At 33.8% G+C, this 25,549-nt stretch carries 26 protein-coding genes; 20 read left to right on the top strand and 6 right to left on the bottom strand.

Annotated elements, in window-relative coordinates; all coding sequences use genetic code 11:
- The first annotated feature begins 122 nt into the window (after positions 1 to 122).
- From QYS48_RS14330 to QYS48_RS14305, 6 genes are all read left to right on the top strand, one after another.
- Positions 123 to 1,748, top strand: a complete 1,626-nt coding sequence (locus QYS48_RS14330) for an ATP-binding cassette domain-containing protein (RefSeq protein ID WP_308356518.1) — start codon at positions 123 to 125, stop codon at positions 1,746 to 1,748.
- Positions 1,749 to 1,792: 44 nt separating this feature from the next.
- Complete coding sequence (locus tag QYS48_RS14325; protein WP_308356517.1) at positions 1,793 to 2,902, top strand: MBL fold metallo-hydrolase; 1,110 nt, start codon at positions 1,793 to 1,795, stop codon at positions 2,900 to 2,902.
- A 27-nt stretch (positions 2,903 to 2,929) separates the two neighbouring features.
- On the top strand, positions 2,930 to 3,637 hold the full coding sequence (locus QYS48_RS14320; RefSeq protein WP_308356516.1) for a pseudouridine synthase: 708 nt from the start codon (positions 2,930 to 2,932) through the stop codon (positions 3,635 to 3,637).
- A 32-nt stretch (positions 3,638 to 3,669) separates the two neighbouring features.
- Positions 3,670 to 4,017 carry a translation initiation factor gene (locus tag QYS48_RS14315; protein ID WP_308356515.1) on the top strand — a complete coding sequence of 116 codons (348 nt, stop codon included), beginning with the start codon at positions 3,670 to 3,672 and terminating at the stop codon, positions 4,015 to 4,017.
- The gene (locus QYS48_RS14310) at positions 3,986 to 4,501 is read left to right on the top strand and encodes a DUF2062 domain-containing protein (RefSeq protein WP_308356514.1); all 516 of its coding nucleotides are present in this window, start codon (positions 3,986 to 3,988) and stop codon (positions 4,499 to 4,501) included. The genes QYS48_RS14315 and QYS48_RS14310 overlap by 32 nt, the downstream gene beginning before the upstream one ends.
- A gap of 144 nt (positions 4,502 to 4,645) precedes the next feature.
- Positions 4,646 to 5,503 carry a universal stress protein gene (locus QYS48_RS14305; protein ID WP_308356513.1) on the top strand — a complete coding sequence of 286 codons (858 nt, stop codon included), beginning with the start codon at positions 4,646 to 4,648 and terminating at the stop codon, positions 5,501 to 5,503.
- 98 nt (positions 5,504 to 5,601) lie between these two features.
- Here the strand turns inward: QYS48_RS14305 and QYS48_RS14300 are convergent, their stop codons facing one another.
- The gene (locus QYS48_RS14300) at positions 5,602 to 7,005 is read right to left on the bottom strand and encodes a sodium-dependent transporter (protein ID WP_302124682.1); all 1,404 of its coding nucleotides are present in this window, start codon (positions 7,003 to 7,005) and stop codon (positions 5,602 to 5,604) included.
- A gap of 96 nt (positions 7,006 to 7,101) precedes the next feature.
- Positions 7,102 to 7,986 (bottom strand): hypothetical protein, encoded by an 885-nt coding sequence (locus QYS48_RS14295; RefSeq protein ID WP_308356512.1) that lies wholly within the window; start codon positions 7,984 to 7,986, stop codon positions 7,102 to 7,104.
- Between the two features lie 133 nt (positions 7,987 to 8,119).
- Between QYS48_RS14295 and QYS48_RS14290 the strand changes: the two genes are divergently transcribed.
- From QYS48_RS14290 to QYS48_RS14265, 6 genes are all read left to right on the top strand, one after another.
- A complete protein-coding gene (locus QYS48_RS14290) occupies positions 8,120 to 8,458 on the top strand; it encodes a PadR family transcriptional regulator (protein ID WP_308356511.1) in 339 nt (112 codons plus the stop codon).
- Positions 8,458 to 9,126: a hypothetical protein gene (locus QYS48_RS14285; protein WP_308356510.1), complete on the top strand. Its 669-nt coding sequence runs from the start codon at positions 8,458 to 8,460 to the stop codon at positions 9,124 to 9,126. The genes QYS48_RS14290 and QYS48_RS14285 overlap by 1 nt, the downstream gene beginning before the upstream one ends.
- A complete protein-coding gene (locus QYS48_RS14280; RefSeq protein ID WP_308356509.1) occupies positions 9,123 to 9,773 on the top strand; it encodes a hypothetical protein in 651 nt (216 codons plus the stop codon). The genes QYS48_RS14285 and QYS48_RS14280 overlap by 4 nt, the downstream gene beginning before the upstream one ends.
- A 98-nt stretch (positions 9,774 to 9,871) precedes the next feature.
- On the top strand, positions 9,872 to 11,359 hold the full coding sequence (locus tag QYS48_RS14275) for an NAD(P)/FAD-dependent oxidoreductase (RefSeq protein WP_308356508.1): 1,488 nt from the start codon (positions 9,872 to 9,874) through the stop codon (positions 11,357 to 11,359).
- 114 nt (positions 11,360 to 11,473) lie between these two features.
- Positions 11,474 to 12,217 (top strand): MBL fold metallo-hydrolase, encoded by a 744-nt coding sequence (locus QYS48_RS14270; RefSeq protein ID WP_308356507.1) that lies wholly within the window; start codon positions 11,474 to 11,476, stop codon positions 12,215 to 12,217.
- 58 nt (positions 12,218 to 12,275) lie between these two features.
- Positions 12,276 to 14,312 (top strand): tetratricopeptide repeat protein, encoded by a 2,037-nt coding sequence (locus QYS48_RS14265; RefSeq protein ID WP_308356506.1) that lies wholly within the window; start codon positions 12,276 to 12,278, stop codon positions 14,310 to 14,312.
- Between the two features lie 56 nt (positions 14,313 to 14,368).
- On the opposite strand, the gene QYS48_RS14260 is transcribed toward QYS48_RS14265, so the two are convergent.
- The 3 genes from QYS48_RS14260 to QYS48_RS14250 form a co-directional block, all read right to left on the bottom strand.
- The gene (locus QYS48_RS14260) at positions 14,369 to 16,612 is read right to left on the bottom strand and encodes a Tex family protein (protein WP_308356505.1); all 2,244 of its coding nucleotides are present in this window, start codon (positions 16,610 to 16,612) and stop codon (positions 14,369 to 14,371) included.
- A 296-nt stretch (positions 16,613 to 16,908) separates the two neighbouring features.
- Positions 16,909 to 17,877: a tryptophan--tRNA ligase gene (gene trpS, locus QYS48_RS14255; RefSeq protein WP_308356504.1), complete on the bottom strand. Its 969-nt coding sequence runs from the start codon at positions 17,875 to 17,877 to the stop codon at positions 16,909 to 16,911.
- A gap of 1 nt (position 17,878) precedes the next feature.
- The gene (locus QYS48_RS14250) at positions 17,879 to 18,265 is read right to left on the bottom strand and encodes a DoxX family protein (RefSeq protein ID WP_308356503.1); all 387 of its coding nucleotides are present in this window, start codon (positions 18,263 to 18,265) and stop codon (positions 17,879 to 17,881) included.
- 118 nt (positions 18,266 to 18,383) lie between these two features.
- Here QYS48_RS14250 and QYS48_RS14245 point away from each other — a divergent pair, with 118 nt between their 5' ends.
- A complete protein-coding gene (locus tag QYS48_RS14245) occupies positions 18,384 to 19,487 on the top strand; it encodes a DUF1573 domain-containing protein (protein WP_308356502.1) in 1,104 nt (367 codons plus the stop codon).
- Positions 19,488 to 19,713: 226 nt separating this feature from the next.
- The gene (locus QYS48_RS14240; protein WP_308356501.1) at positions 19,714 to 20,583 is read left to right on the top strand and encodes a hypothetical protein; all 870 of its coding nucleotides are present in this window, start codon (positions 19,714 to 19,716) and stop codon (positions 20,581 to 20,583) included.
- Between the two features lie 86 nt (positions 20,584 to 20,669).
- On the opposite strand, the gene QYS48_RS14235 is transcribed toward QYS48_RS14240, so the two are convergent.
- Entirely contained in the window at positions 20,670 to 20,867 is a 198-nt protein-coding gene (locus QYS48_RS14235; RefSeq protein ID WP_308356500.1) for a YwbE family protein, read from the bottom strand.
- 359 nt (positions 20,868 to 21,226) lie between these two features.
- On the opposite strand from QYS48_RS14235, the gene QYS48_RS14230 reads away from it, so the two are divergent.
- The 6 genes from QYS48_RS14230 (at position 21,227) to QYS48_RS14205 (ending at position 25,338) form a co-directional block, all read left to right on the top strand.
- Entirely contained in the window at positions 21,227 to 21,367 is a 141-nt protein-coding gene (locus QYS48_RS14230; protein ID WP_308356498.1) for a hypothetical protein, read from the top strand.
- Positions 21,368 to 22,024: 657 nt separating this feature from the next.
- On the top strand, positions 22,025 to 22,837 hold the full coding sequence (locus tag QYS48_RS14225) for a crotonase/enoyl-CoA hydratase family protein (protein WP_308356497.1): 813 nt from the start codon (positions 22,025 to 22,027) through the stop codon (positions 22,835 to 22,837).
- 99 nt (positions 22,838 to 22,936) lie between these two features.
- The gene (locus QYS48_RS14220) at positions 22,937 to 23,164 is read left to right on the top strand and encodes a hypothetical protein (RefSeq protein WP_308356496.1); all 228 of its coding nucleotides are present in this window, start codon (positions 22,937 to 22,939) and stop codon (positions 23,162 to 23,164) included.
- On the top strand, positions 23,149 to 23,454 hold the full coding sequence (locus tag QYS48_RS14215) for a type II toxin-antitoxin system RelE/ParE family toxin (protein ID WP_308356495.1): 306 nt from the start codon (positions 23,149 to 23,151) through the stop codon (positions 23,452 to 23,454). The genes QYS48_RS14220 and QYS48_RS14215 overlap by 16 nt, the downstream gene beginning before the upstream one ends.
- 277 nt (positions 23,455 to 23,731) lie before the next feature.
- A complete protein-coding gene (locus QYS48_RS14210; protein ID WP_308356494.1) occupies positions 23,732 to 24,559 on the top strand; it encodes a hypothetical protein in 828 nt (275 codons plus the stop codon).
- The gene (locus tag QYS48_RS14205; RefSeq protein ID WP_308356493.1) at positions 24,556 to 25,338 is read left to right on the top strand and encodes a hypothetical protein; all 783 of its coding nucleotides are present in this window, start codon (positions 24,556 to 24,558) and stop codon (positions 25,336 to 25,338) included. The genes QYS48_RS14210 and QYS48_RS14205 overlap by 4 nt, the downstream gene beginning before the upstream one ends.
- Positions 25,339 to 25,549: the final 211 nt, after the last annotated feature.

Raw genomic sequence — 25,549 nt, 5'->3', positions numbered from 1 at the left:
TTTAAAAAGCAATAAAATTCTGTAAATAGTGGGTTTAAATAAAATATTCCAAATAAGATCAACATAAAACTTATCACTCTCAATGAATATGCGTACCTTTGCGGCTTGATTGACAAAATGATATGATTAATACCAGTAATTTAACTTTACAATTCGGGAAAAGAGTTTTATTTGATGAAGTAAACATCAAATTTACTCAAGGTAATTGCTATGGCGTAATTGGCGCTAATGGAGCAGGAAAATCTACTTTTCTTAAAATTCTTTCTGGAGAGGTAAACCCTACTAAAGGTTCCGTTAGCCTTGATTCAGGAAAAAGAATGGCCGTTTTAAAGCAGAACCATAATGAGTTCAACGAACATTCTGTATTAAATACAGTAATGATGGGGCATGATAAGCTTTGGAACAATATTAAGGCCAAAGAAGAGCTATACAGTAAGCCTGATTTTTCAGAAGAAGATGGTATTAAAGTATCTGAATTAGAAGAAGAATTCGCTGAAATGGATGGCTGGAATGCTGAATCAGATGCAGCTGCCTTATTAAGTGGATTAGGAATAGAAGAAGAGCATCACTATAAGTTATTGAAAGACATTAGTGGTAACTATAAAGTACGTGTTTTATTAGCTCAAGCTTTATTCGGTAATCCTGATGTATTGATTCTCGATGAGCCTACCAACGATTTGGATATTTATACTATCGCTTGGTTAGAGGATTTCCTTTTAGAATTTAAAAATACAGTAATCGTAGTATCTCACGATAGACACTTTTTAGATACTGTATGTACTCACATAGTGGATATTGATTTTAGTCAAATCAATATGTTCTCTGGTAACTATTCTTTCTGGTATGAATCAAGTCAATTAGCACTTCAGCAAAAATCATCTGCAAATAAAAAAGCAGAGGAAAAGAAGAAAGAGTTACAAGAATTCATCGCTCGCTTTAGTGCAAATGCTTCTAAATCTAAGCAAGCAACAAGTAGAAGGAAATTATTAGATAAGATTAATGTAGAAGACATTAAGCCATCTACCAGAAGATATCCTGCTATTATTTTTAATCAAAATAGAGAAGCCGGGGATCAGATTTTACAAATTGAAAAGTTGAATAAATCTGTTGAAGATAAGGTACTCATAAAAGATTTGGATCTATTCGTCAATAAAGGAGATAAAATATCTGTATTGAGTAAGGATAGTTTGGCTACCACTGCCCTATTTGAGATACTGAATGGCAATATGGAAGCAGATTCAGGAAGCTTTAAATTTGGGCAAACTATTACAACTTCTTATTTACCAAACCATAATGATGAGTTTTTCCAGAGTGATGAGAACTTAATCGACTGGTTAAGAAATTATTCTGAAGAAAAGGATGAAGTGTATATCCGTGGATTCTTAGGTAAAATGTTATTTACAGGTGAGGAAACTTTCAAATCAGTGAATGTTTTATCTGGAGGAGAAAAAGTGAGATGTATGGTTTCTAAAATGATGTTAACAGGTGGTAACCTATTAATGTTGGATGAACCTACCAATCACCTTGATTTGGAATCTATTCAGGCATTTAATAATGGATTGAAAGACTTCCCTGGTACAGTGATCTTTACTTCTCATGACCATGAGTTCACCAACACTGTAGCAAATAGAATTTTAGAAATTACTCCTAATGGAAATATTGATAGCTTAAAAACCTATGATCAATATATGGATGATGACAGAATTCAAGCACAGAGAGAAGAGCTTTATGGTAAGGTAACTGCCTAGTTCAATTGAAACTTATGAGTCGTTTTTCAGTTTAAGTACACACAATGAAAAAGATTTTCAATATTTTAAAAGGCTTACTAGCAATAGTGGCCTTTTTCATTTTAGGCTATTATATGGTAAAATACTTTGTTCCCTCCGTAGGTAAGGCTCCTGAGAAAAGCGAGATGCAAAAATCTCCTTACTATAATAAAGGTAAGTTCGTAAATGTAATTCCAACTAAGAGTGCTGAATTCACACAGGTTCCTAGGATTATCAGAAACTACTTTAAAAGAAATGTAGAAACTCAACCTACCCCAGATTACATTTTCAAAGAAACCCACAAAAATGAGAGTGATAGCATCTTACAAGTAAACTGGTTAGGTCATGCAGCCATTCTACTGCATAAAAATGGGAAATATGTATTGCTAGACCCAATGCTCGGAAATAGAGCTTCACCTTTTAGTTTCATGGGGCCTGAACGTTTTAGCGCTCCTCCTATTTTGGCTGATGATTTACCAGAATTGGATGCTGTAGTCTTCTCACATGATCATTATGATCACTTAGATTATGAAACCATAAAAAAGATAGCCGGTAAAACAAAGCTATTTTATGTCCCAACCGGAGTTAGAGCCAGTTTAGAATATTGGGGAGTTAAATCAGAAAAGATCAAAGAATTTAGTTGGTGGGATACTAATAGTGAAAATGGAATTAGTATTACAGCCACTCCTGCACGTCATTTTAGTGGTCGATTATTTAGCCAAAATAATACTTTTTGGGCTTCATGGGTGATTGATATAGACGGTGATAAAATCTACTTTGGGGGAGATACGGGGATATTTAAAGGCTTTGGCGAGATTGATAAGAAATTAGGTCCGTTTAAGCTAGCGCTATTACCGATTGGCGCTTATAATGAAGCCTGGCATGATATCCATATGGATGCCGGTGAAGCGGTGGAAGCCTTTAAGCAAATGCGTGCCGATTATATGTTTCCTATCCATTGGGGTACATTTGATTTAGCCTTACATAGCTGGTATGAACCTATTCACGAGTTGGAAGAAATGGCTCAGAAGAATGACATTCCCTTGATTTCAAAACCGCAGGGAAAATGGTTTCAGCTTTCAGAAGGAAGTGAAAACGGATGGTGGAAGAAATACTCTAAGGAGATATCAGAATAAATATTTTCCTTAAAATTTTAAATTGAAATGTCTGAGAGTCCTTTAGAAATTCTTTATCAAGATGAGCACCTAGTAGCCATTAATAAACCTCATGGGTTATTAGTACATCGATCAAAAATTGCAGCTGAGGAAAATGTGTTTGCATTACAATTGCTTAGAGATCAAATTGGACAAAGAGTATATCCTGTTCACAGATTAGATAGAAAAACATCTGGCGTTTTGTTATTTGCTCTTAATGAAGAGACTAATTCTAAAATGAAATTAATCTTCAGAGAACAGCAAATACAGAAAACATATTGGGCTATAGTGAGAGGATATACGGAATCAAAGGGCACCATTGATTATCCTCTAAGAAAGGAAAATGGGCAATTACAAGAAGCGATATCTCATTACAAAACTTTGATGCATACCGAAATACCCCTTGCATTCGGAAAGTTTAATACATCACGCTATTCCTTGGTTGAAGTGAAACCTGAAACGGGAAGAATGCACCAAATCAGAAAACATTTTGCACATATTAACCATCCAATAATAGCAGATAGACCACATGGCTGCAATAAACAGAATAAACTCTTCAAAGAAAAATGGAGTATGGATAGTATGCTTTTACATGCCAAAACATTAGAATTTATGCACCCTCACTCTCATAAGGAAGTAGCTATTGTAGCTAAAATTTCATCTGAATTTGAAAGAACATTAGGCTTTCTTAAATTCGAAAGTAAGTTTGTAATTTAGCCAAACATTTAAATTCTACAACGTATTAATAAATGAGTAAGAAGAATAAAAAAAATAGAGAAGGTATTGTTTATTCCACTTCTGATGATTTTGAGTATCAGTATGAAGATCAAGAAGAACAAGAAACCCTTCCTCCTGCTCAACAAAATTTAAAGGTGCAGCTGGATAAGAAAGCCAGAGCCGGAAAGAAAGTCAGCTTAGTAAGTGGATTTATTGGAACTGAAGATGACTTAAAAGATTTAGGCAAGAAGTTAAAATCTAAATGTGGGGTTGGCGGAAGTACAAAAGATGGTGAAATATTAATTCAAGGAGATTTTAGAGATAAAATCATTGAAGTATTACAAAAAGATGGCTACAAAGCTAAAAAAGTGGGCGCTTAGGTATTTTAGATACTATAAAGATAAATTTATCTTTAAATTAAAGCGTTATACCATCGCCATTTTGACCTCTAATAAATCTGATTTCTCCATAGCATTTAGCTACGCATTTGGGACACTTATCGCATTATTACCCACTCCAGGTTTTAGTACTGCTATAGGAATTGGTTTTATTGCCGTTTTCAAGCAATTAAATAAAATGGCTGTACTCCTTTCCATGTTAGTTTGGAATGGAATTACCATTATTCCCATATATTGGTTAAGCTTCAAATTAGGCAAGTTCATCTCAAATACTCTTCCTGATGTTAGGGTTGAAAATGAGGTACTTCAACAGATTCTATTATACTTTAAACAGTTTGCTTTAGGTAATCTAGCTCTTACTATTCCCATTTCAATAGCGAGTTATTTTATCGCATTAGTGCTGTTGCAAATTGCCCGAAAACTAAGATTAAGAAAGGTAGAAGGTAGGAGAAAAATCACGGCCTAACACAAGTCTTAAGCATGATTTATATCAGCTTTTTGACTAATCTCTATCAATGTATTTTATAAATAAGGAATCTATATTTATATCAAAGATTAAGGCATAGCGAAGCTATTCCTTTAGCATTTAGAACATATAAATTTAGAAGCCATGTTTAAGCATATTTTAATTCCGACTGATTTTTCAGCTTGTAGCTTAAATGCAATAGACTATGCAACAAAATTTGCAAGACAAATAAACCCTAAAGCTGAACTTACTATTCTTAATGCCTATACGGTTCCTTTAGCATATTCAGACTTTAACATAGCTTATGAAATTGGAGATAGCGAAACTGAAATATTGGATTATATCAACTCAGAATTTGATCAGCTAGAAGACAAAATTCCATATTTAAAAGAGTTTGAATATGAAACTGTAAAAACTGAGAGCTATGTAAAAGATGCTATTGAAGATTATTGTCTCGACAATGAAGTTGATCTGATCATAATGGGTACACAAGGCGCAAGTGGTGTAGATGAAGTAATACTAGGTACTAATGCTCATCGTATTATTAAAGCGGAACTAGGCCCTGTTTTGGTAATACCTGCAGATGCTAAATATGAAGATATTCAAAACATTGCTTTCTCTAATGATTATAAGGGAATTCCTGCTGAATTATTAAATCCTATGAAGGAAATCCGTCAGGCTTTTGGTTCAAAAATTCATTTATTACATATAAGTGATAAACCAATGCTCGATAAAGATAAAGCAGAAGAGGCAAAGAATGTTGAATTACATTTAAGAGAAACTCCCCATCAATATCATTATATAGTAGATAATGATGTTGAATCAGGAATAGATAATTTTGCTAATAATAACAAAATAGATCTTCTTGTGGTAGCGCCAAGAAAGAAAGGATTATTTGAAAGTCTGTTTGGTAAAAGTGAGAGTAAATCACTGATTTTTCATACTAAAATCCCATTACTTGCTCTGTCTACCACAAAGAAAAAGGTTATAGAAGCTCATTGAACATGATAACTTTTTCTTGAAACACCTACTTTTGGAGTTTCTATAACAAAAAAGGCTCATTTTTCAATGAGCCTTTTGCATTTCTAAAATAATATCTACTACAAAAATATATCAGCTAAGCTTATATTAAAGAATTTAGATAATACTGTTGATATAAACATGATAGCCAATACTATTGGACAAAAAACGGTGATGGCAAAGTTTATATATTTTTCAATTATTGACCCTTTATAGCCTTCATATCCACTACTAATTTCTTCACTAAGATTCTCTTTTTTCCAAACGTAAGCAGCAAAAATCACGATTAAACAACCACCTAGTGGTAAGAAAGTATCACTGGCTAAATGACCAATGAAAGTCATGAAATCAGTTGGTTGTTCAGCACCGAAATAGGTGATGAAATTGGTAAAGAATTCAGAATAACCATTACCCACTAATGAAGGTAAACCAATAATAAATATGATAGCTGCAACAATCCAAACTGCTTTAGTTCTTCTCAAATTCAATTCATCCACAGCATAGGCAACTGGAACTTCAAGAAGGGAAACGGTAGAAGTTAAGGCAGCAAATGATAATAACAAAAAGAAAGCAGAACCTATAATCACTCCAAATACTGGACCTAAACTTTCAAAAGCTCCTGGAAGTACAGCGAATATTAAACCAGCGCCCTGACCAGCACCTTCCATGGTTCCTTCAGTTAGATAAGAAACTAATGGAAACATCATTAAACCTGCAATAAAAGCAATCCCCACATCAGTTAGTGTTATAAATGCTGCAGAGGTTACGATATTATCTTTTTTACCTACATAACTACCATAAGTAATTAAAGCGCCCATCCCTAATGAAAGAGAGAAGAAAGCTTGTCCCATTGCACTACCAATCACCTTAGCAGTAAGTTTTGAGAAATCAGGAACTAAATAGAATGAAAGACCATCAATGGCATGAGGTAAGGTTAATGAATAGATTACTATACCAATGATCATGATGATTAAAGTAGGCATTAATATTTTAGAAGCTTTTTCAATTCCTCCTGAAATACCCTTTGAAACAATAAAGGCTGTTGAAATCATAAAAACAACAGCATAGCCACCAACTTTATAAACGTCTTTAGTGTAATCGCCAAACTGATTGCCAATCTCAAAATTTCCAGAAAGCATTTCAATGAAATATCCGAAAGCCCAGCCTGCAACTACATTGTAGAAGGAAAGAATTAAAAATCCAGAAAGAATACCTAATTTACCAATGAAGTTCCATTTTTTGTATCCTAATGCGTTAAAAGCACCAACTGGATTCTTGGAAGTCTTCCGACCCATGGCAATCTCAGTAAGCATAACTGGAAAACATAATATGAAACAAAAGACTAAATAAACAAAAACGAAAGCTGCGCCTCCTCCTTCACCTACTTCGAATGGAAATTTCCAAATATTACCTAAACCTACAGCAGAACCCGCTGCTGCTAAAATGAATCCTATTTTACTAGAAAATCCTCCTCTTGATGCCATGTATAAAAAATTTTAGGTCGTAAATATATAGGATTAATCCAATAGCGCAATATGAAATCTATACGGATGTGAAGAAATTATTATGAATGGAAAAATTTAAACTCTAAATCCCGGAATAATCTTCTTTTGCATTAAAAATGCTATACAAAAAGTACTCACAAATGAAAAACTACTGTATAATATAGCCATAGTACTGATTGCAGTATTTTCAACCACTTGATTAGCAATAAACAATGCTAATACACTATTCTGAAGCCCCATTTCAATTGCTATGGTATAATTTGACTTATGGTCCAATCCCATAAATTTTGATATTCTATACCCCATCATCATGGTAATAATGTTAAACAAGAAGAGAGGAACAAATAAATTCAAATGATCTAAATAATTGACTTTCTTATTTCCTTCATCCAGGAAAACAACTGCTGCCAAAGCTATTAATAGAATAATAGGCAAAACATATTTTAAGGGCCTTTTTAATAGATTTGAAAAATCTCTTTTTGAATATTCATTTACAATTACACCCAATATCACGGGTAATATCACAGTAAAAAAAACCTGTGCTGTAGTTTCCCAAAAGCTTAAATCTATATTCTGCTCTTTTGAAAGAAATATAGTAAAACTTAAATACAAAATAGCAGGGATTGTAAAGAGTATAATGAAACTGTTGAAGGCAGTCATTGAAATGGAGAGCGCTACTCTTCCTCCAAGAATTTTTGTCACTAGATTTGAAGCAGTTCCTCCTGGACAGGAAGCTAAAAGCATTAAGCCAACTTTATAAACGGCTTCAATAGGCCAAAAAAATATTAATACAAATGCGATTATGGGCATTATAAACATTTGGCTTATCACGCCAGTAACGACAGCCTTTGGTTGTAAAAATACTCTATAGAAATCTTTAAATTTTAGCTCCAATCCTATTCCAAACATAATTATGGCTATGGCGAAAGGCATGATAAAATCTACAAAGGATTGTTCCATGAATTATTTATAGTTACAGTAAAACGAATTTCATGATAGTGTACGATAAAAAACATTAAGGTTTATGATTAAGTAAACAAAATATTTTATACCTAATTTTCTTATGCATAAGATAATTTTGTATACTTGCATTATGGCAAATCAACAACTCATAAAAGGAAGTTTATCCACTATCATTTTACACTTGCTTAAAACTTCAGGTGAAATGTATGGGTATGAAATCACTCAAAAAGTAAAGCAACTAACCAGTGATGAAATCAAACTAACGGAAGGTGCTCTCTATCCTACTCTTCATAAATTGGAAGCAGAAGGCACTTTAACAACTGAAAGTAGAAAAGTAGACGGTCGCGTTCGTAAATATTACAAACTTACCGAAAGAGGAAAAAAAGCAACAGCTGAAAGAATGCAAGAACTGGAAGCTTTTTTAATGAACATGCAGCGTGTAATGGGATTTAATTTAAAATTAAGCTAATGAGAAAACTATCAACCAAACAAAAGGAAGAATTGCAAAATCATATAGCTAAAAAACCAATAGAATATATTGAGCTCTACAATGAGCTATATGATCATTATGCCTCAGCATTTGAGAATGGAGAATTGAGTTTTGAAGAAACTTTAAATGAATTAGATAAGCATTTTAATTATCAAAAAGTAAAAAGTATTAACAGTAAACTTCTCAAGAAAACTAAGAAAACCATAAATGATCTTTACTGGAGAGAATTCAAGGGCTTCTGGAGATGGCCCCAGATATTAACTACCATTTGTATATTACTAATTGGTTTCTTTTTATTTCAGAACATCTCAATAATGGGATTTTTCTGGTTCATCATTATGCCCCTTTTAGCATTTAATGTAGGGCTTAATATTTATGGCCCACTTTTAAAAAGCCTTAATAAAGTTGGAGGAAGAAAATTAAATTCTGCGCATTTCAATGTGAGTCAGCAATACATAAAATTACCACTCACTATTTTTAATCTTACTACTTTTTTACCCATTATCGTTTTAAGTTCAGATTATCCAATAATACATTTTTACGAAAGCTATCCTTTTGTTCTATTCGTCCTATTCACATTATTTATTAGTTCTGCAATTATTGGGTTTAAAGTATTTAGAACCAAAATTAAGATTCAATACATATGAAATTATCACCCGAAGAAATTAATCAAATTAAATCATGGATATCAAAAAGAGGCTTTACCCATACTGATGTTCAATTTGAAATCATTGACCATGTTGCTTCTGCCATTGAAGACTTGAAAGAAGAAAAGCCTGAATTGGATTTGGAATCAGCCTATAACAAAGTGCGATCCAAATTCGGACCAACTGGTTTTTTGTCATTTGAAGAATCCATCCAAAAGAGATATCAGAAGGAGCTAAATCATGCATATTTAAATGCAGCTAAATCATTTATCGCTTCTCCTAAAATGATAATTCTTGCCTTGTTTTCAATTGTCCTTTTTCAGCTATCAAAAAGCTTCCCAGATTCTTTTGAAATGATTTTACAATCAATAGTCATATCATTAGTAGTGTTCTCCTTTGGTTACAGTTTAATTTTATATTTATCAAAGAGACATATAAGAAAATACCTTTCCTTTAAAATGTCAGTAGGCGTTATTACGCTATCAGCATGTCTCGTATTTAATTTACGATTCTTTTATATTGATCTGGTAAATCATAATTTATCCATAGTACTATTAGTAGCTTTAACATTACTTATATATTCCGTTGCTAAAGGAAGTTTAGGAATGATTAATAAAACTGAAGAACTCAATAAGATTTATCAGTAATCATATCAGTTAAATAAAGCGGTTCATCTAATGAGCTTTGATTAATACTGTTTAATCCCAATAAATTTTTAAATTGCTCTGGAAACTCATATGATTTTATGGAGCATTATGATTTAGTGATAATCGGGGCTGGTCCTTCTGGCTATGCTGCTGCCATGCGAGCAGTGGATTTAAAAAAGAAAACTTTATTAATAGAGAAAAGCACTTTAGGAGGTGCTGGTGTTAAAAATGGAGCCTTATCCTCCAAAACATTATGGGAGCTTTCTAGAGATATGCTAGCTTTCAGAAAAAACTTAGAGCGCTATCATCTAGAGCCACCAAAGGCAGTGTGGCATGAAATACAAACAGAGGTGCGAAAAGCTGTTCATGAAAGAATATCACTTTATCAGTCTCATTTAAATGAACTTGAAGCTAATCCTAAATACTCTAATTACATCCATTTTGTGGAAGGAGAAGCCTGTATAGAAAGCGATCATATTGTTTCAATTAGTACCTTAACGGAAGATTTACTAGTAGAAACTGATTATATCATAATTGCTACGGGAAGCAGGCCAAGACATTTACCCAACATCCCTATTGATGAAAAATACATTCTAACCAGTGATGGGATTGAAAACATGGATGATTTCCCAGAAAGTATGGTAATTGTGGGGGCTGGAGTGATAGGATGTGAATATGCTACCATCTTTTCTGGTTTTGGCCAAACCAAAGTATTCTTAATTGATAAAGGAGATACAATCCTTCCCTTTGAAGATCCTGATGTAGTAGCTGTTATTGAAAAGAATCTGGAATCTCATGGAGTTCATATTCATAGGAATTCTTCTCTATCGGAAATTGAAACTAAAGATGGTAAAGTCATTTATAAACTTGACTTTGCTGATGGCGAACAAAAAACCTTTACAGTTGACAAGGCTTTGGTTTCAGTGGGTAGAGTGCCGAATTATGAGAATATCTGGAAAGATGCGGTTCCTATAAAGATGGGAAAAAGAGGGGTTGAAGATCATGAAACTCATACTTCTGTGAATAACATCTATGCAGTGGGTGATATTACGGCTGACATTAATTTGGTAAATGTTGGGGAACTTGAAGGTCGATATGCGGTTGAGAAAATATTTGGTGAACCTAAGAAGAAGCTGGTTTATGAAAATATCAGCACCATTATGTTCTTAAATCCTGAAGTGGCGGGAGTCGGATACAATGAGAAATCTGCTCAGGAAAAAGAATTAAATTATAGAGTGGTTACCACTGATTATTCAACTATTGCGAGAGCTACAGCTAAGCGTAATACACAAGGATTTATCAAATTACTGGTGACAGATGATGATGAGATGAAAATATTGGGAATGCGGGTTGTGGGTGAACAAGCTTCTGCAGCCATCCAAGCCGTTGCCTTACTTATCAGCATGAACAAAGGCATTGAAGAATTAGCTGAATGTGTACATCCCCATCCTTCCATTACTGAAGGGATTCAGGAAAGTGTAAGAGCACTTTTAGGCAAGTCCATCTTAAAATCGGGCTTACTGAAAGGAAAAGTAAGTTGTTATTGCTACGATTGCCAAAAAATGGAAAAAGTAAGCATGTACTAATCAATCATCCCTTTCCTTAATCTAGTTTATGAATTAGTAAATCAGAGGGTGGATAAAAAACAGTCTTCTAACAAAAAGGATGGATCAGAGTTTAGACTAAAAAAATTTACACTTATGAAAAATTATATACTAGTACTTTTTACTCTTTTGTCATTCGGCTTACAAGCTCAGGATGTAATCAAAACAAACAAAGGCGAAATTAAAATTCATCCTATAGTACACGGTACTTTAGCTTTGGAATATAATGGCATGACCCTTTATGTCGATCCTTATGGTGGTGCTGAAGGTTTCTCTGGATTAAATGATGCTGATTTAATACTAATAACCGATATCCATGGTGATCATTTAAATCCTAATACCTTAAAAGCACTAAATACTTCAAATTCTCATTTCATTGTTCCTCAGGCGGTGGCCGATCAAATGGAGGCAATTGATAATAAATCAATTGAGATTTTAGATAATGGAAAAGCTACTCAATTTAAGGATATTAACATAAAAGCAATTCCTATGTATAATCTTCCTGAATCTGAAGATTCAAGACATACTAAAGGAAGAGGAAATGGTTACATTCTTAGTATCGCAAATAAGACTATATATATTTCAGGTGACACAGAAGATATAGTAGAAATGCGTTCGCTTAAGAAGATTGATGTGGCATTCGTTTGCATGAATTTACCTTATACAATGGATGTTGAATCCGCAGCAGATGCAGTAAGTGAATTCAAACCAGCTGTTGTTTATCCTTATCATTACAGAGGCCAAGGAGGCTTATCCGATGTAGAAAAATTTAAATCCATTGTGAATAATAACACCAAGAAAGTCGAAGTAAGACTTAGAAATTGGTATCCTTCAAATTAAGAAGTTGAATTCAAAATAATTTTTAATAAATTGAGGGTTCTGAAGAGACCCTCAGTTTATGTTTTCAAGATTTTTATTACTTCTTTTCTACACATTTTTGTTGCCTTTAGCAGCAATAAGCCAAACAGATAGTCTTAAGAATTTATTAAAGCAGGATATACCTGACAATACCCGTATTCATGTATATGATGAATTATTGTATAGCCTGAGTACTTCTGAACCTTCTCAAGCGATTTATTACGGAAATAAAGGGCTTGAACTAGCCAGAAAAAATAAAGATAAAATATCCGAAATTTCATTGTTAAATAATTTAGGTATCTCCTATTATGGTTTAGGTGATTATGAAAAAACACTGGATTATTTTCTGCAAGTCTTAGATATTGAAAAAGATTTGGACAATCCTACTTCCTTATCGAGAGCCATGAATAATGTAGGGATTATTTTTGATGAAATTGGGAGGCTTGACAAATCCACTGAGTATTACGAAAAATCATTAGAAATTAAACGTGAATTAAAGGACACTGCAGGTATTTCCAATACTATGAGTAATCTCGGATTGCTATATCTAAAACGAGAAATTCCTGAAAAAGCGATAGGTTATTTCAGACAGTGCTATAATATAGATAAAAGGCAAAATAATACAGTTGGGATATACAATTCCCTTCATAATATAGGGATTTACCATAAAGATTTTGGTAATGATGATTCAGCCGTTTACTATCTAGAAAAAGCATTGCTAGCAGTTCCTACTGGGGAGCAGAATTATGACAAAGTATATATTATAAAAAGTTTGGCTGAAAGCTATCTAAATATAGATGATTTAAAAAATTCAGAGCGCTACTTTAAAATAGCCATAGAAGCCGCCAAATCAATACAGGCACTTGAGGTATTAAAACAAGCTTATAAAGGATTATCAAATATTTATGAGCAAAAAAATGAATTTGAAAAGTCATTAAAGGCCTACAAAAATTTCAAACTATTAAATGACTCCATCTATAACCAAGATTTCAACAATAAGGTATCCCAATTAGAAAGCAACTTTGAAATTCAATCAAAAGAAAAAGAAATTCAACTTCTAACGAACGAGGCGGAAATAACTAATCTTCAGTTGACAAGAAGAGAGAACAGTAATTATTTCTTAGCTGCTTTAGGAATACTTTTGTCTGTTTTGGCTTTTATAAGTTTCAATCGGTATCAGATTAAAAATAAAGCGCATAAGCAGTTAGAGATAAAAAATGATGAAATCAATCAGCAAAGGTCAGAAATAAAGGAAAATAGAGATGAAATAGCAGCGCAAAGAGACAGCATACTCGAACAAAAACAAGCTCTAGAAGAAGTGAATGCTGAGACTTTAAAAAGTATCTGGTATGCGCAACACATTCAAAAGGCAATTCTTCCTGACATCAATAAAATACGATCTGTTTTTCACGAGTTTTTCATGCTTTATCTCCCTAAATCAATCGTAAGTGGTGACTTCTATTGGTTTACAGAAAGAAATAATAAAATCTACTTTGCCTTAGCGGATTGTACAGGTCATGGAATTCCAGGAGCCTTTATGACGGTAATGGCTAATGATTTATTAACTAGCATTGTAAACCAGCAAGGGGTCGAAGATTGCGCTGAAATACTATATAAATTAGACCAGACTGTTTTGAACAGCTTACAATATAAAGAAAACTCCTCCAATGACGGTTTAGACATTGCCCTTTTATGTTTTGACTTAAAGAATAGAAACTTGAGTTTTTCTGGGGCTAGTATGGATCTCTTAATCTATCAAGATAAAGGTTGGCATACTTTCAAAGGAGAAAGATTTTCAATTGGAGGTTTAAAAGAACCTAATCAAAAACAAGCTGTCAGTTTAAACATTGATTTAAAGGAAGATACTCATATCTATATTTATACCGATGGATTTGTAGATCAATTTGGTGGAGAGTTTGATAAAAAATTCATGCGGATGAGATTGAGGTCTTTATTGGATGAGATTAAATTACTTTCATTTGAAAAACAAAAAGAAAAGTTAGAGCACGCAATATTAGAATGGAAAGGCAATTCAGAACAGACCGATGATATCAGTATTACTGGAATTAGAATATAAAAAAAGCCCATCTAATTAGAGATGAGCTTAAAATGTTAGTAAGGATTATTGGTTAATTAACTAAACTTCCCTTTTAAAGCAGCTAATTTGGCTTGAAGATCACCGTCAGCCGATTGCTCTTCATTTTTGCGTTTAAATTTACCTTTAGGCTTTTCATCTGCTTGTTTCTTAAAAGGGTCTTTTTTCATAGATAATGAAATCCTTTTTCGACTTGCATCTACTTCTAAAACAGTAACTTCTACCTTCTGAGCTACATTCACGATCTCAGCTGGATTGCTCACAAATTTATCAGCCAAATGACTTACATGAACTAATCCATCTTGATGAACTCCTACATCCACAAAAGCACCGAAATTGGTAATATTAGTAACGATTCCTGGAAGCTTCATCCCCACTTGTAAATCACTCATCTCATTTACACCCTCTGTAAAAGAGAAGGCTTCAAATTGCTCTCTAGGGTCACGACCCGGCTTAGCCAACTCCTGCATGATATCCTGTAAGGTTGGCAAACCAACAGATTCCGTAACATATTGCTTCATGTCTAACTTCTCACGCAATTCATTACTGCTCATTAGGTCTGTTATGGATGCATGCACATCCTTAGCCATTTTATTAACTAAATCATAGCGCTCTGGGTGAACTGCACTACTATCTAATGGATTTTCAGCATTACTAATACGTAAGAAACCAGCCGCTTGCTCAAAAGCTTTATCTCCTAAACGAGGCACCTTTTTCAAATCCTCTTTGCTTTTGAAAGCACCATTTTCATTTCTGTACTTCACTATGTTTTCAGCGATTGACGGACCTAAACCTGACACATAAGTCAATAATTGCTTACTAGCCGTATTTAATTCCACTCCTACATTATTCACACAACTCACTACTGTATCATCAAGGCCTGCTTTTAATAAATTTTGATCCACATCATGCTGATACTGCCCTACTCCTATTGATTTCGCATCAATCTTCACTAATTCAGCAAGCGGATCCATTAATCTTCTACCTATAGACACAGCTCCTCTTACCGTAAGATCATACTCTTTAAACTCCTCTCTAGCTACTTCAGATGCAGAATAAACAGAAGCACCACTTTCATTCACCATCACAACCGTTACTGAACTTGGTAAGCCAATCGAATTGATAAACTTCTCTGTTTCTCTTCCAGCAGTACCATTTCCGATAGCTATGGCTTCAATATTATATTTGTCTACTAATTGTAAAATTAAAGCAGCTGCCTTAGCGGTTTGTCTTTGCGGTTCATGCGGGAAAATAGCCTCATTGAATAATAATTGACCCTGCCGATCAAGGCAAACTAATTTACATCCTGTTCTGAAACCAGGATCGACCGCCATTACATTTTTCTGTCCCATAGGAGCAGCTAAAAGCAACTGTCTAAGATTGTCTGAAAATACTTTTATGGCCTCTTCATCTGCTTTCTTTTTAGTATAGATTCGGATTTCAGTTTCCATACTTGGCTTTAGTAATCGCTTATAAGCATCCGCGATAGCCATTCTTACTTGCTCTCCAGCCTCATTATCAGCTTTCACGAAATGCTTTTCCATAATGAATAAAGCATCTGCTTCTTCAGGACTAATATCCAGCATCAGAATCATTTCCTTCTCTCCTCTTCTCATGGCCAGTATTCTATGAGATGGCGCAGTTTTCACATTCTCTTCCCACTCGAAATAATCTTTGTATTTCTGGCCTTCGGTTTCCTTACCACTTAGCACCTTAGAACGGAACATTCCTTTTTCAAGGAATAACTCACGAATATCTTCACGTAATTCGGCATTTTCATTTGCCCATTCTGCAATGATATCTCTTGCTCCATGTAAAGCTGCCTCAGCATTTTCAACCTCTTTTTCCTCATCTATAAATTTCGCGGCTTCTCCTTCCACATCAATATTTCCTTGCTCGAAGATCAACTTTGCTAAAGGCTCAAGCCCTTTCTCTCTTGCAATAGTGGCTTTAGTTCTTCTCTTAGGCTTATAAGGAAGGTAAATATCTTCCAGCTTAGCCATCGTTTCAGCGGCATTAATTTCCTTCTCTAATTCAGGAGTTAATTTCTCTTGTTCCTTAATGGATTTCAAGATAGCTTCTCTTCGCTTATCTAAATCACGTAATTGTTGTACTCTATCACGCACATCGGCAACAGCCACCTCATCTAAACTACCCGTTGCTTCTTTACGATAACGAGAAATGAATGGAACAGTAGCCCCTCCATCTAATAATTCAACTACCGCTTTAACTTGCTGCGGACGAACATTTAATTCTCCCGCTATTTTAATGATATGATCCATATTTTTATTTTAAGACACTAGAAGCTAGATACTAGATTCTAGACTTTATATTAATTAATAGATTATAGATATTAGAAGTATATTCTAGACTTTTAATTATAATTTTATTTGCAGTATAAAGTCTGACCCTTGGTACTGACTTTATCCCTTATATTGGCAGTATAAGGTCTGACCTTTGGTACTGACCTTATCACCTTATTTTGGCAGTATAAAGTCTGACCTTTGGTACTGACTTTATCACCTTATTTTCTTAAATTTTTTTTCTTGTATCTAGACTATAGAATCTAGATTCTTCTTTAAAATCCTAAGACTTTCCTAACTCTAGCTAATGTTTTATCTGCAATTTCTGCTGCTTTGGCTTCTCCTTTTTCAAGCTTTTTGTGCAGCTCATCAAGGTTATCCATATAGTGGTTATAAAGCTCTCTTTCTTTTGAATATTTCTCTACGATCAATTCATATAAGGCTTGCTTGGCATGTCCATAACCATAATTTCCACCTTCATAATTTTGACGCATTTCTGCAGTTTGATCGTCTGAAGCTAATAACCTATAAATGTTAAAAACATTGCATGTATCCGGATTTTTAGGCTCCTCCATTGGCGTAGAGTCTGTAACAATCTTCATTACATTCTTTCTAAGCTTCTTATCAGTCTGGAAAATATCAATCGTATTTCCGTATGATTTACTCATTTTTTGTCCATCCGTTCCTGGAATGGTCATGATTTGCTCATCGATTCTAGCCTCTGGCAATACAAATACATCTCCATATCGGTGATTAAATCCACTGGCAATATCACGGGTCATTTCAAGATGCTGCTTTTGGTCCTTCCCTACCGGAACTATATCCGCATCGTATAAAATGATATCGCATGCCATTAAAACCGGATAGGTGAATAGCCCCGCGTTTACATCCGACAAACGATCGGATTTATCTTTGAAAGAATGGGCATTAGCCAACATTGGAAATGGCGTATAACAGCTCATATACCAATTGAGCTCCGTTACCTGCGGTACCATCGACTGTCTGTAAAATAAATTTTTGTCCGTATCAAAGCCAAAAGCTAACCAAGCAGCGGCAACTGCATTAACATTGTCCTTTCTGACTTCAGCATCTTTTATAGTCGTTAAAGAATGAAGGTCTGCTATGAAAAAGAAACTTTCGTTTTTTGGATCTTGTGATAATTTTATGGCAGGAATGATTGCGCCTAATAAATTACCCAAATGTGGTTTTCCTGAACTCTGAATACCGGTTAATATTCTTGACATTTTATTTATTTTTCTTTCTAATTATTTTATCTAAACTGAAATCGCCCCCACCATTTAAAGCCGTTACTGCAAATATTGAAGCATACATTAAGCCTAATTCTTGCTTGGCAAAGGGATCACCACCATGAACGATTAAAGCGGCCACTAACATGGTGAATAAAACAGGTACACTTGCCAAACGAGTATAAAGTCCCAAAGCTACTAATATTGCACATACAAATTCAGCAAAAACCGTAGCAATTAAGCTAACTTCTTCTCCTAAGCCAATAGGATCAGCAAAGCTAAAATCACCATTTAATAACTTCATGAATTTAGGATAACCGTGGGTCAGCATCATCAATCCTCCTGCTAACCTTAAAATTAATAGACTTATGTTTTTGAAAGGCATTTTAAATAACTTATTAAATTTTAAATTTAATTTTTCTCACTTCATATAAAATCCATAAAAAATGATTCCTCAAATGAAGAAAGAATTATATATCTTGGCTTAACCAAAAAACGAATTTATGAAGAATATCCATTTGTTTAAAAGTACCCTTGCGATAGTTTTTCTATTTTTTATCCACATTGCGGTCTTCGCACAAAATAATAAAGGTAAAATCACATTCGTAGATGAAGCCCACGATTTTGGTACTATTGAAGAAGCGAGTGGAATGGCTAAATACACCTTTAAATTTGTAAATTCTAGTCCGGATTCTATACGTCTTACTTCCGTTAGAGCCTCTTGCGGATGTACAACCCCTTATTGGGAAAAGGATGTTTTGATGCCAGGCGATAGCGGTAAGATTGAAGTTGCCTATAATCCATTAAACAGACCAGGTAAATTTAACAAAACGGTAACCATTAGAACTACAGGTCAGCCTTCTACTAAGATTTTGAGAATATCGGGATATGTAAAGCCTAAGCTAAAGAGCATTGAAGATGAATATGCAACTGAAATAGGTGGAATTCGAATGAAAAGTAAATTCATCAATTTTGGTAATATCACTACTGAGAAACCCATCTCAAAAACAGTCGAATTCTATAATCAATCTGAAGACACCATCAACATATTAGATCGCTTTGTGTCAGCTGACTTTATATCGGTAAGCAAAACTCCTGTTATGATTCCACCAAAGGAAGCCAAGGAAATTGAGGTGACTTATATGCCTAAGATGAGAAATGAATTGGGTTTTGTAAATGATCCGTTAACCATTTTTACTGATGAACTGGAAAATAGCAATAAAGCCCTTAATGTGGTGGCTACGATTAATGAATACTTTCCTCCTATGACTGAGGAACAACTGTCACAAGCCCCGCATATTGCATTTGAAACCATGGAATATGATTTCGGGCATATCGATGAAGGGGATCAAATGACTCATGTGTTTCAATTTACCAATACCGGCAAAGACTCTTTAAATATTCGAAAAACCAAAACGACCTGTGGTTGTACCATATCAGAATTGAGCAAAATGGATTATGCAGCAGGAGAGTTAGGCGAGATAAAAGTATTATTCAATTCTACAGGCAGAAGAGGAACCCAAATCAAAAGGATTACACTATTTACGAACGATCCTACTGCTCCCACTCAGGATTTGATCATTAAAGCCTACGTACGCGACAAATAATTTTCATCACTTCAATTTAAAATGCATCACTTTACTGCCAAAAGTAAAGCTGATGCATACCTATTTATAGGTATTTTTAGTTTTTATTTCACTCTTCCTTTTGAATTCATACCATTTCTTTCAATATTACAATTGTAATTAATCAACAACCAAAACCCCAAAGTCGAATTCCTCATATTCATTTTGGTGGTTTTTGGATGGTAATTTTTAACCAAAATCAAAAGAAATGAAAAAATTTATCTACATAATCTTGTATTATTTCATTATTAATGTCTCATCTAGTTTTGGTCAAGTAACTTGTGAAATAGTTTTAGTAAAACGTGACTTTGTCCTTCAAAAAATTGTATTAAATCAACCTTTAAATAAAGAAGATTCAACATATTTCACTGTTTTACAAAGTGACAAAAATAAACTTGATTTACTATCATTCGAATTTGATCACAGCGCAGTTTCAAGTCATAATTTAATTATTAAATTCTACGATAATAATGAATTAATTAAACTAAATCAAGCTAACATCTCGTCAGTAAAAGTATTTAGTAAAACAATTACTGATATAGATTATAGTCAAAATTATATTAAAATATCATTAAAAGAGTATTTAGGGGATGAACCAAAAAATGGCTCAAAAATTAAGGTTGAGGTAAATACCCATACTGGACTTAGTTTTACTAAATGGTTTAAATATATAAATGGTTGGCAAGGATATAATTTTCTAAATAATAAACTTGGAATTTGGTTTCCAACAAATATGTACTCAACGAGCTTTCAAAGAAGTGATAACGGTGTAATGTTTACTGCTATGCCAATAGGACTAGGATTAGGCGGAAAATATAATATTTCACAAGATTTTTATTTTGGGATATCAGGTATACTAAACTACACCCTAACCTCTGTACAAGAAAATGAAGATCAAGGCAGTACATATCTTTTGCAGGATTTTTCGATAGGGGGCTTAATTGATTTAGGTGGATATGCTTATATAGGTTATACATTTCCTATTAATCTAACAAATCAAGAAACGCAGCTGAAACCTCAATTTGTGGTAGGTGTCGGTATAAAGATAAATCAAATATTAATTGGAGATAAGAATTAGTATTTTAAAAACATATAATCTTATTAGCTAATAACATTTTTATAATTCTTACATTTTGATCAAATTTAAACCTAAAAAATAAATCATTATTCTAAAATCTCCTTCACTCTCCCAACCTCTCCCGTCTCTAGGCGGACTTTAATCCCATGAGGGTGAAAGGAGGATTTAGTAAGGATTTTCTCCACGAAGCCATCAGTTAGATCACCGGTACGCTGATCTTCTTTCATCACTATGGCTACCTCCGCTCCTATTTGAATATCTTTTCTATTTCTACCGTCTGGCATGATTTCTTAATTTTGAAATGAATTGCAATTTAAGGCAAAATAATAGCATAACCGTATTTTATAATATAACATAGCTAACTCCCCCACTTCCGAAGAATTCGGAAAAGCGGGCGGGACGAAAGTTTAGCGGGCCAGCGCTGGATTAGCGGGTAGTAGCTTTAAACTTTCTTGTATTTTTGTTTCTTTTTGTACAAACAAAAAGAAAAGAAAGAGCATTATATATTCTCTTTTTCCTGACAGAAAAGTACGATAAACTTTAAGTATAGCAAGCGCAACCAAAAGATTCCTGATCAAGTCAGGAATGACGCCCTTAACTAAAATTTGCACTAAATAAAACAGATTGCTTCACTTCATTCGCAATGACACTTCGAGTTATCAGTTACAAAAAAAGAAATATCCTAGGTAACTTCACCACTTCCGAAGCATTCGGAAAAGCGGGTGGGAATAGCAAAATGGCGGGCAGACGATGGCATGCGATGTGGGAGCATCATTTTGCTTAGATTTTTTGCATACTTTTTCATCATTGGAAAAGGTATGAAATAGATCATTTTCAATAAGCAAAACTAAGAGATTCCTGATCAAGTCAGGAATGACGCCCTTAACGAACATTTGCACCGAATAAAACAGATTGGCTCACTGCGTCCGCAATGACGCTTTGAGTTATCAGTTACAAAAAAAGAAATATCTTAGCTAAATCCCCCACTTCCGCCTAAGCGGAAAAGCGGGCGAGAATAGCAAAATGGCGGGCAGACGATGACATGCGATGTGGGAGCATCATTTTGCTTAGATTTTTTGCATACTTTTTCATCATTGGAAAAAGTATGAGATAGATCATTTTCAATAAGCAAAACCAAAAGATTCCTAATAAAGTCAGGAATGACACCTTTAACTAAAATTTGTATTAAATAAAACAGATTGCTTCACTTCATTCGCAATGAAGCTTTGAATTATCAGTTACAAAAAAAGAAATATCCTAGCTAACTCCCCCACTTCCGAAGCATTCGGAAAAGCGGGCGGGACGAAAGTTTAGCGGGCCAGCGCTGGCATAGCGGGTAGTAGCTTTAAACTTTCTTGTATTTTTGTTTCTTTTTGTACAAGCAAAAAGAAAATCAGCAACAATTCCCTAATTTTAAACCAATACCTAAAAGCAAAACACTATGGACTATCAATATTTCAAGGTAGAGATTAAAAATAAAGTAGCTACAGTAGCCTTTAACCGAGCAGAAAAATCAAATGCTCTGCATATGCCGGCTTGGACAGAAATGAAGGAGATATTCAATAGCCTATCCGAACAGTCAGAAGTTCGCGCCATAGTATTAGTAGGAGAAGGCAAAAACTTTTGCGCGGGCATCGATTTAGAACTCTTGATGTCAGTGGGTGAATATCAGAAAATAGAGTGTGCAGGAAGAAGAAGCGAAGCAATAAGAAGCTTAGTGTTGACCCTTCAAGAAGCCGTAAATGCCATAGAAAAATGCAAGAAACCCGTACTGGCAGCCGTACATGGCGGTTGCATAGGCGGAGGCGTGGATATTGTAGCCGCATGTGATATGCGCTATTGTACAGAGGATGCCTATTTCACCATTAAAGAAATTGATTTAGGCATGGTAGCCGATTTAGGCACTTTACAGCGATTACCCAAATTAATATCACCAGGAATGGTTTGCGAAATGGCCTATACAGGACGAAAAGTGCATGGCAAAGAAGCCAAAGCAATTGGCTTGGTCAACCAAACCTATTTCTCAAAAGATGAACTTTTAGAAAGCGTAACCAAACTAGCCTGCACTATTGCTTCCAAATCACCCTTATCGATTAGAGGCACCAAAGAAGTATTAAAATACAGCCGAGATCATTCTGTTGAGGATTCTTTGAATTATATGGCCGCCTGGAATGCTGCTATGCTCCTATCGGATGATTTAAGTGAAGCTTTTAAAGCGAGTAGAGAAAAGAGAAGTCCAGAGTTTAAGGATTAGAAATAATTATAATTAGGAGAACGCTAAAAAGACTTAAATAATAATAGAAGAACTAGAACGCTATTTTTCTAGTTAAGAATATTCATTAAATTTATACTTATGGCAAATTTAAAAGAAAAGCTTATTGAGGAAATCAGAAATTCCAAAGACAAGGAATTATTGGAAGAGATATATCAAATTTTAAGTGATAAAGATCGAAATGACATTATTCAATTGAGCGACATGCAAATTGAATCTATCAAGAAAGCACAAAAAGAAGTGGGAGAAGGCAAGTATTTCACACAAGAACAAATTGATGATGAGTTAGATCAATGGCTAGAAGAATAATTTGGGCAAACACTTCCAAAAAACAATTAGAGGACATTATTCAATATTGGAACAAAAGAAATAAATCTAAGACTTACAGCAGAAAAATTCGCAAACATCTCAAAAGCATACTGAAGCTTATAGTCTTCAATCCTAATATTGGTAAAAAAACGAATTACCCTGACAAAAATGTTCACTCGAAAACATTCATGAAAAATTTTCAAATTATTTATGAGATCTGTGCAAAGGAATTAGTGATTTTAAATTTTTGGGACAGTCGTCAGGATTCTGAAAAGAACGAATATCTTTGAGACACAAGTTTTAACTATTGCTAAGCTCCCACCCCTTGCAAAATCAAACAACACCTCCACACCAATTTCCCAATTTTTAATTCCTCATTCTTAATTCATAATTAAATATTTTCGATGAATAGTACTATTATTATGCTGAATTTTAGAACGGTTCTTCTATATTTACATTTCATCAACAACCAAAACCTTCAAAGTACCCACCGTTAGTATTTTGAGGTTTTGATTTATTAACATAATTGAAATGAATTAATCCCAAATCTAAATAAAAGCTAACAAAATGCATGAAGTAAAATTAAATATTAGATATACTGGAGGTGATGCAGATAATCACAAATTAAATTTATACGATGCTGGAGCATCTATTCACGGACTTGCAAAGGCCTTAGCAATTTCAACTAATGCACTATTAAAAAACGGAGAAATAAGAAGTAGAACCAGCTCAATTCCACATACAAAATTTTATCTACATCCTCCAAGAAAAGGTTCTTTTATTGAACTTGTATCAGTCTTTTTTGATGATCCTGCAGTACAGTTAATAGGTTCCAGTGTTATTGGTGCAGCATTCTGGGATATGCTACGATTTAGTTGGTATGGTACCTCAGGAAAGGATCCACAACCAATAGAGAGAATTCCAAAGAAAATCATTAAAGAAAATGAACTTTTCCCATCGGAAATGGCAGATGCATTGGAAAAACCATTAGCACAATTCCAAAGACCAATTCTTAACTCCAGTGAAATGAAAATAGAAGTTAAACGACCTAGAATGGGTACTATTATGACATTTGATAAAGATACACTAGATCACGTATCTACAATTGTTGATTCTGGTGAAAAAGAAAACATAAAAGGAAATGTAACCAAATATAATATTATTACAGGCTATGGGAAATTCTATGATGATGAACTTAAAAAAACTATTCCTTTTAATAATTCAAAAGATTTAAGCTACAAAGAAAGTAACAACCTAACATGGTCAATGCACAATGCAGGTGAGTCATGGACGGGTAAAATATTAATAGATGCAAAGGTAACAAATGATAATACAGGTAATGTTAGAAGATATGAAATAACTGGTGTAAGAAAAGCTAATGAAACAAACTCATGATAAATTTTGACAAAAACACACTAAATAGAATTAGAAAAATTACATTACACCCTATTGCAGTTCTTATTTATGGAGGAATTATTTCATATATCTTTTACTTAAAAAGTATATCATCAAAAGAACCTTATTATTCTATATCTTCTCCAATATTAATTGCTAACTCAACAGATCAGGCAAAAGATTTAGAAATACTATGGAAGGAAAGGAAAATAGATAATGTTAAAGGCATAAAATTAGTTATTTGGAATAACGGTAGAAAGTATATAGACACTCATGACCTGATAGAATCCTCTCCAATCACTCTGAAAAATAAAGGCAAAGTTAAAATACTAAGCATTGAGCAAGAAGATCAAAGTCGAATAGGAATAAAATTTTCTTCAAGAATAAATCTTGAAGATTCATTAAATAGCGCAACATTTAACCTCTTAAATGATGAAGCTTTAGAATATAAAGATGGTGCAGTATTTAATATAATTTATACTGATATAAAACAAGAAAAATGGGAGTTAAAAGGAAGAGTTAAAGGAGTACCAAAAGGATTTGCTTCCAAAAAAATAAGCGAAATAGATACTTCAAGCAATATGAATTCTATATATATATTAGGTATATTATTGGCTTTAATAATTATAGTAAGATTTATAATCTTTAAAATTAAAAATAAAACTGTAGTATTTAGACAGTGGGAACTTGTATTTATCTCTATTATAATATTTCAAGTTTTTTACACTTTCATAAAAAGTACTTATTACAATGTTTCCTTAGAATGGTTATTTAATTAATGATTATACCATTCCAACAACTCCTAAACTCACCCGTTGGCGTGCGAGTGTAGCATGTGTCATTACCACATCCTTAATGCTAATTTTACCTTACCCCGTTTTTCAATCATCATCATCAATCTAACTTCTCATTTTCATCTCTAAATTCCCACTCAAAACCCTTAACTCTCCTACCCTAAATACGTTAAATTTAATAGGTCATTAACCCTAT

It is taken from the genome of Marivirga arenosa, assembly GCF_030503895.2.
Classification (GTDB): Bacteria; Bacteroidota; Bacteroidia; order Cytophagales; family Cyclobacteriaceae; genus Marivirga; species Marivirga arenosa.
The sequence above is the reverse complement of the archived record's forward strand: the minus strand, read 5'-3'. Positions and strand labels throughout refer to the sequence as shown.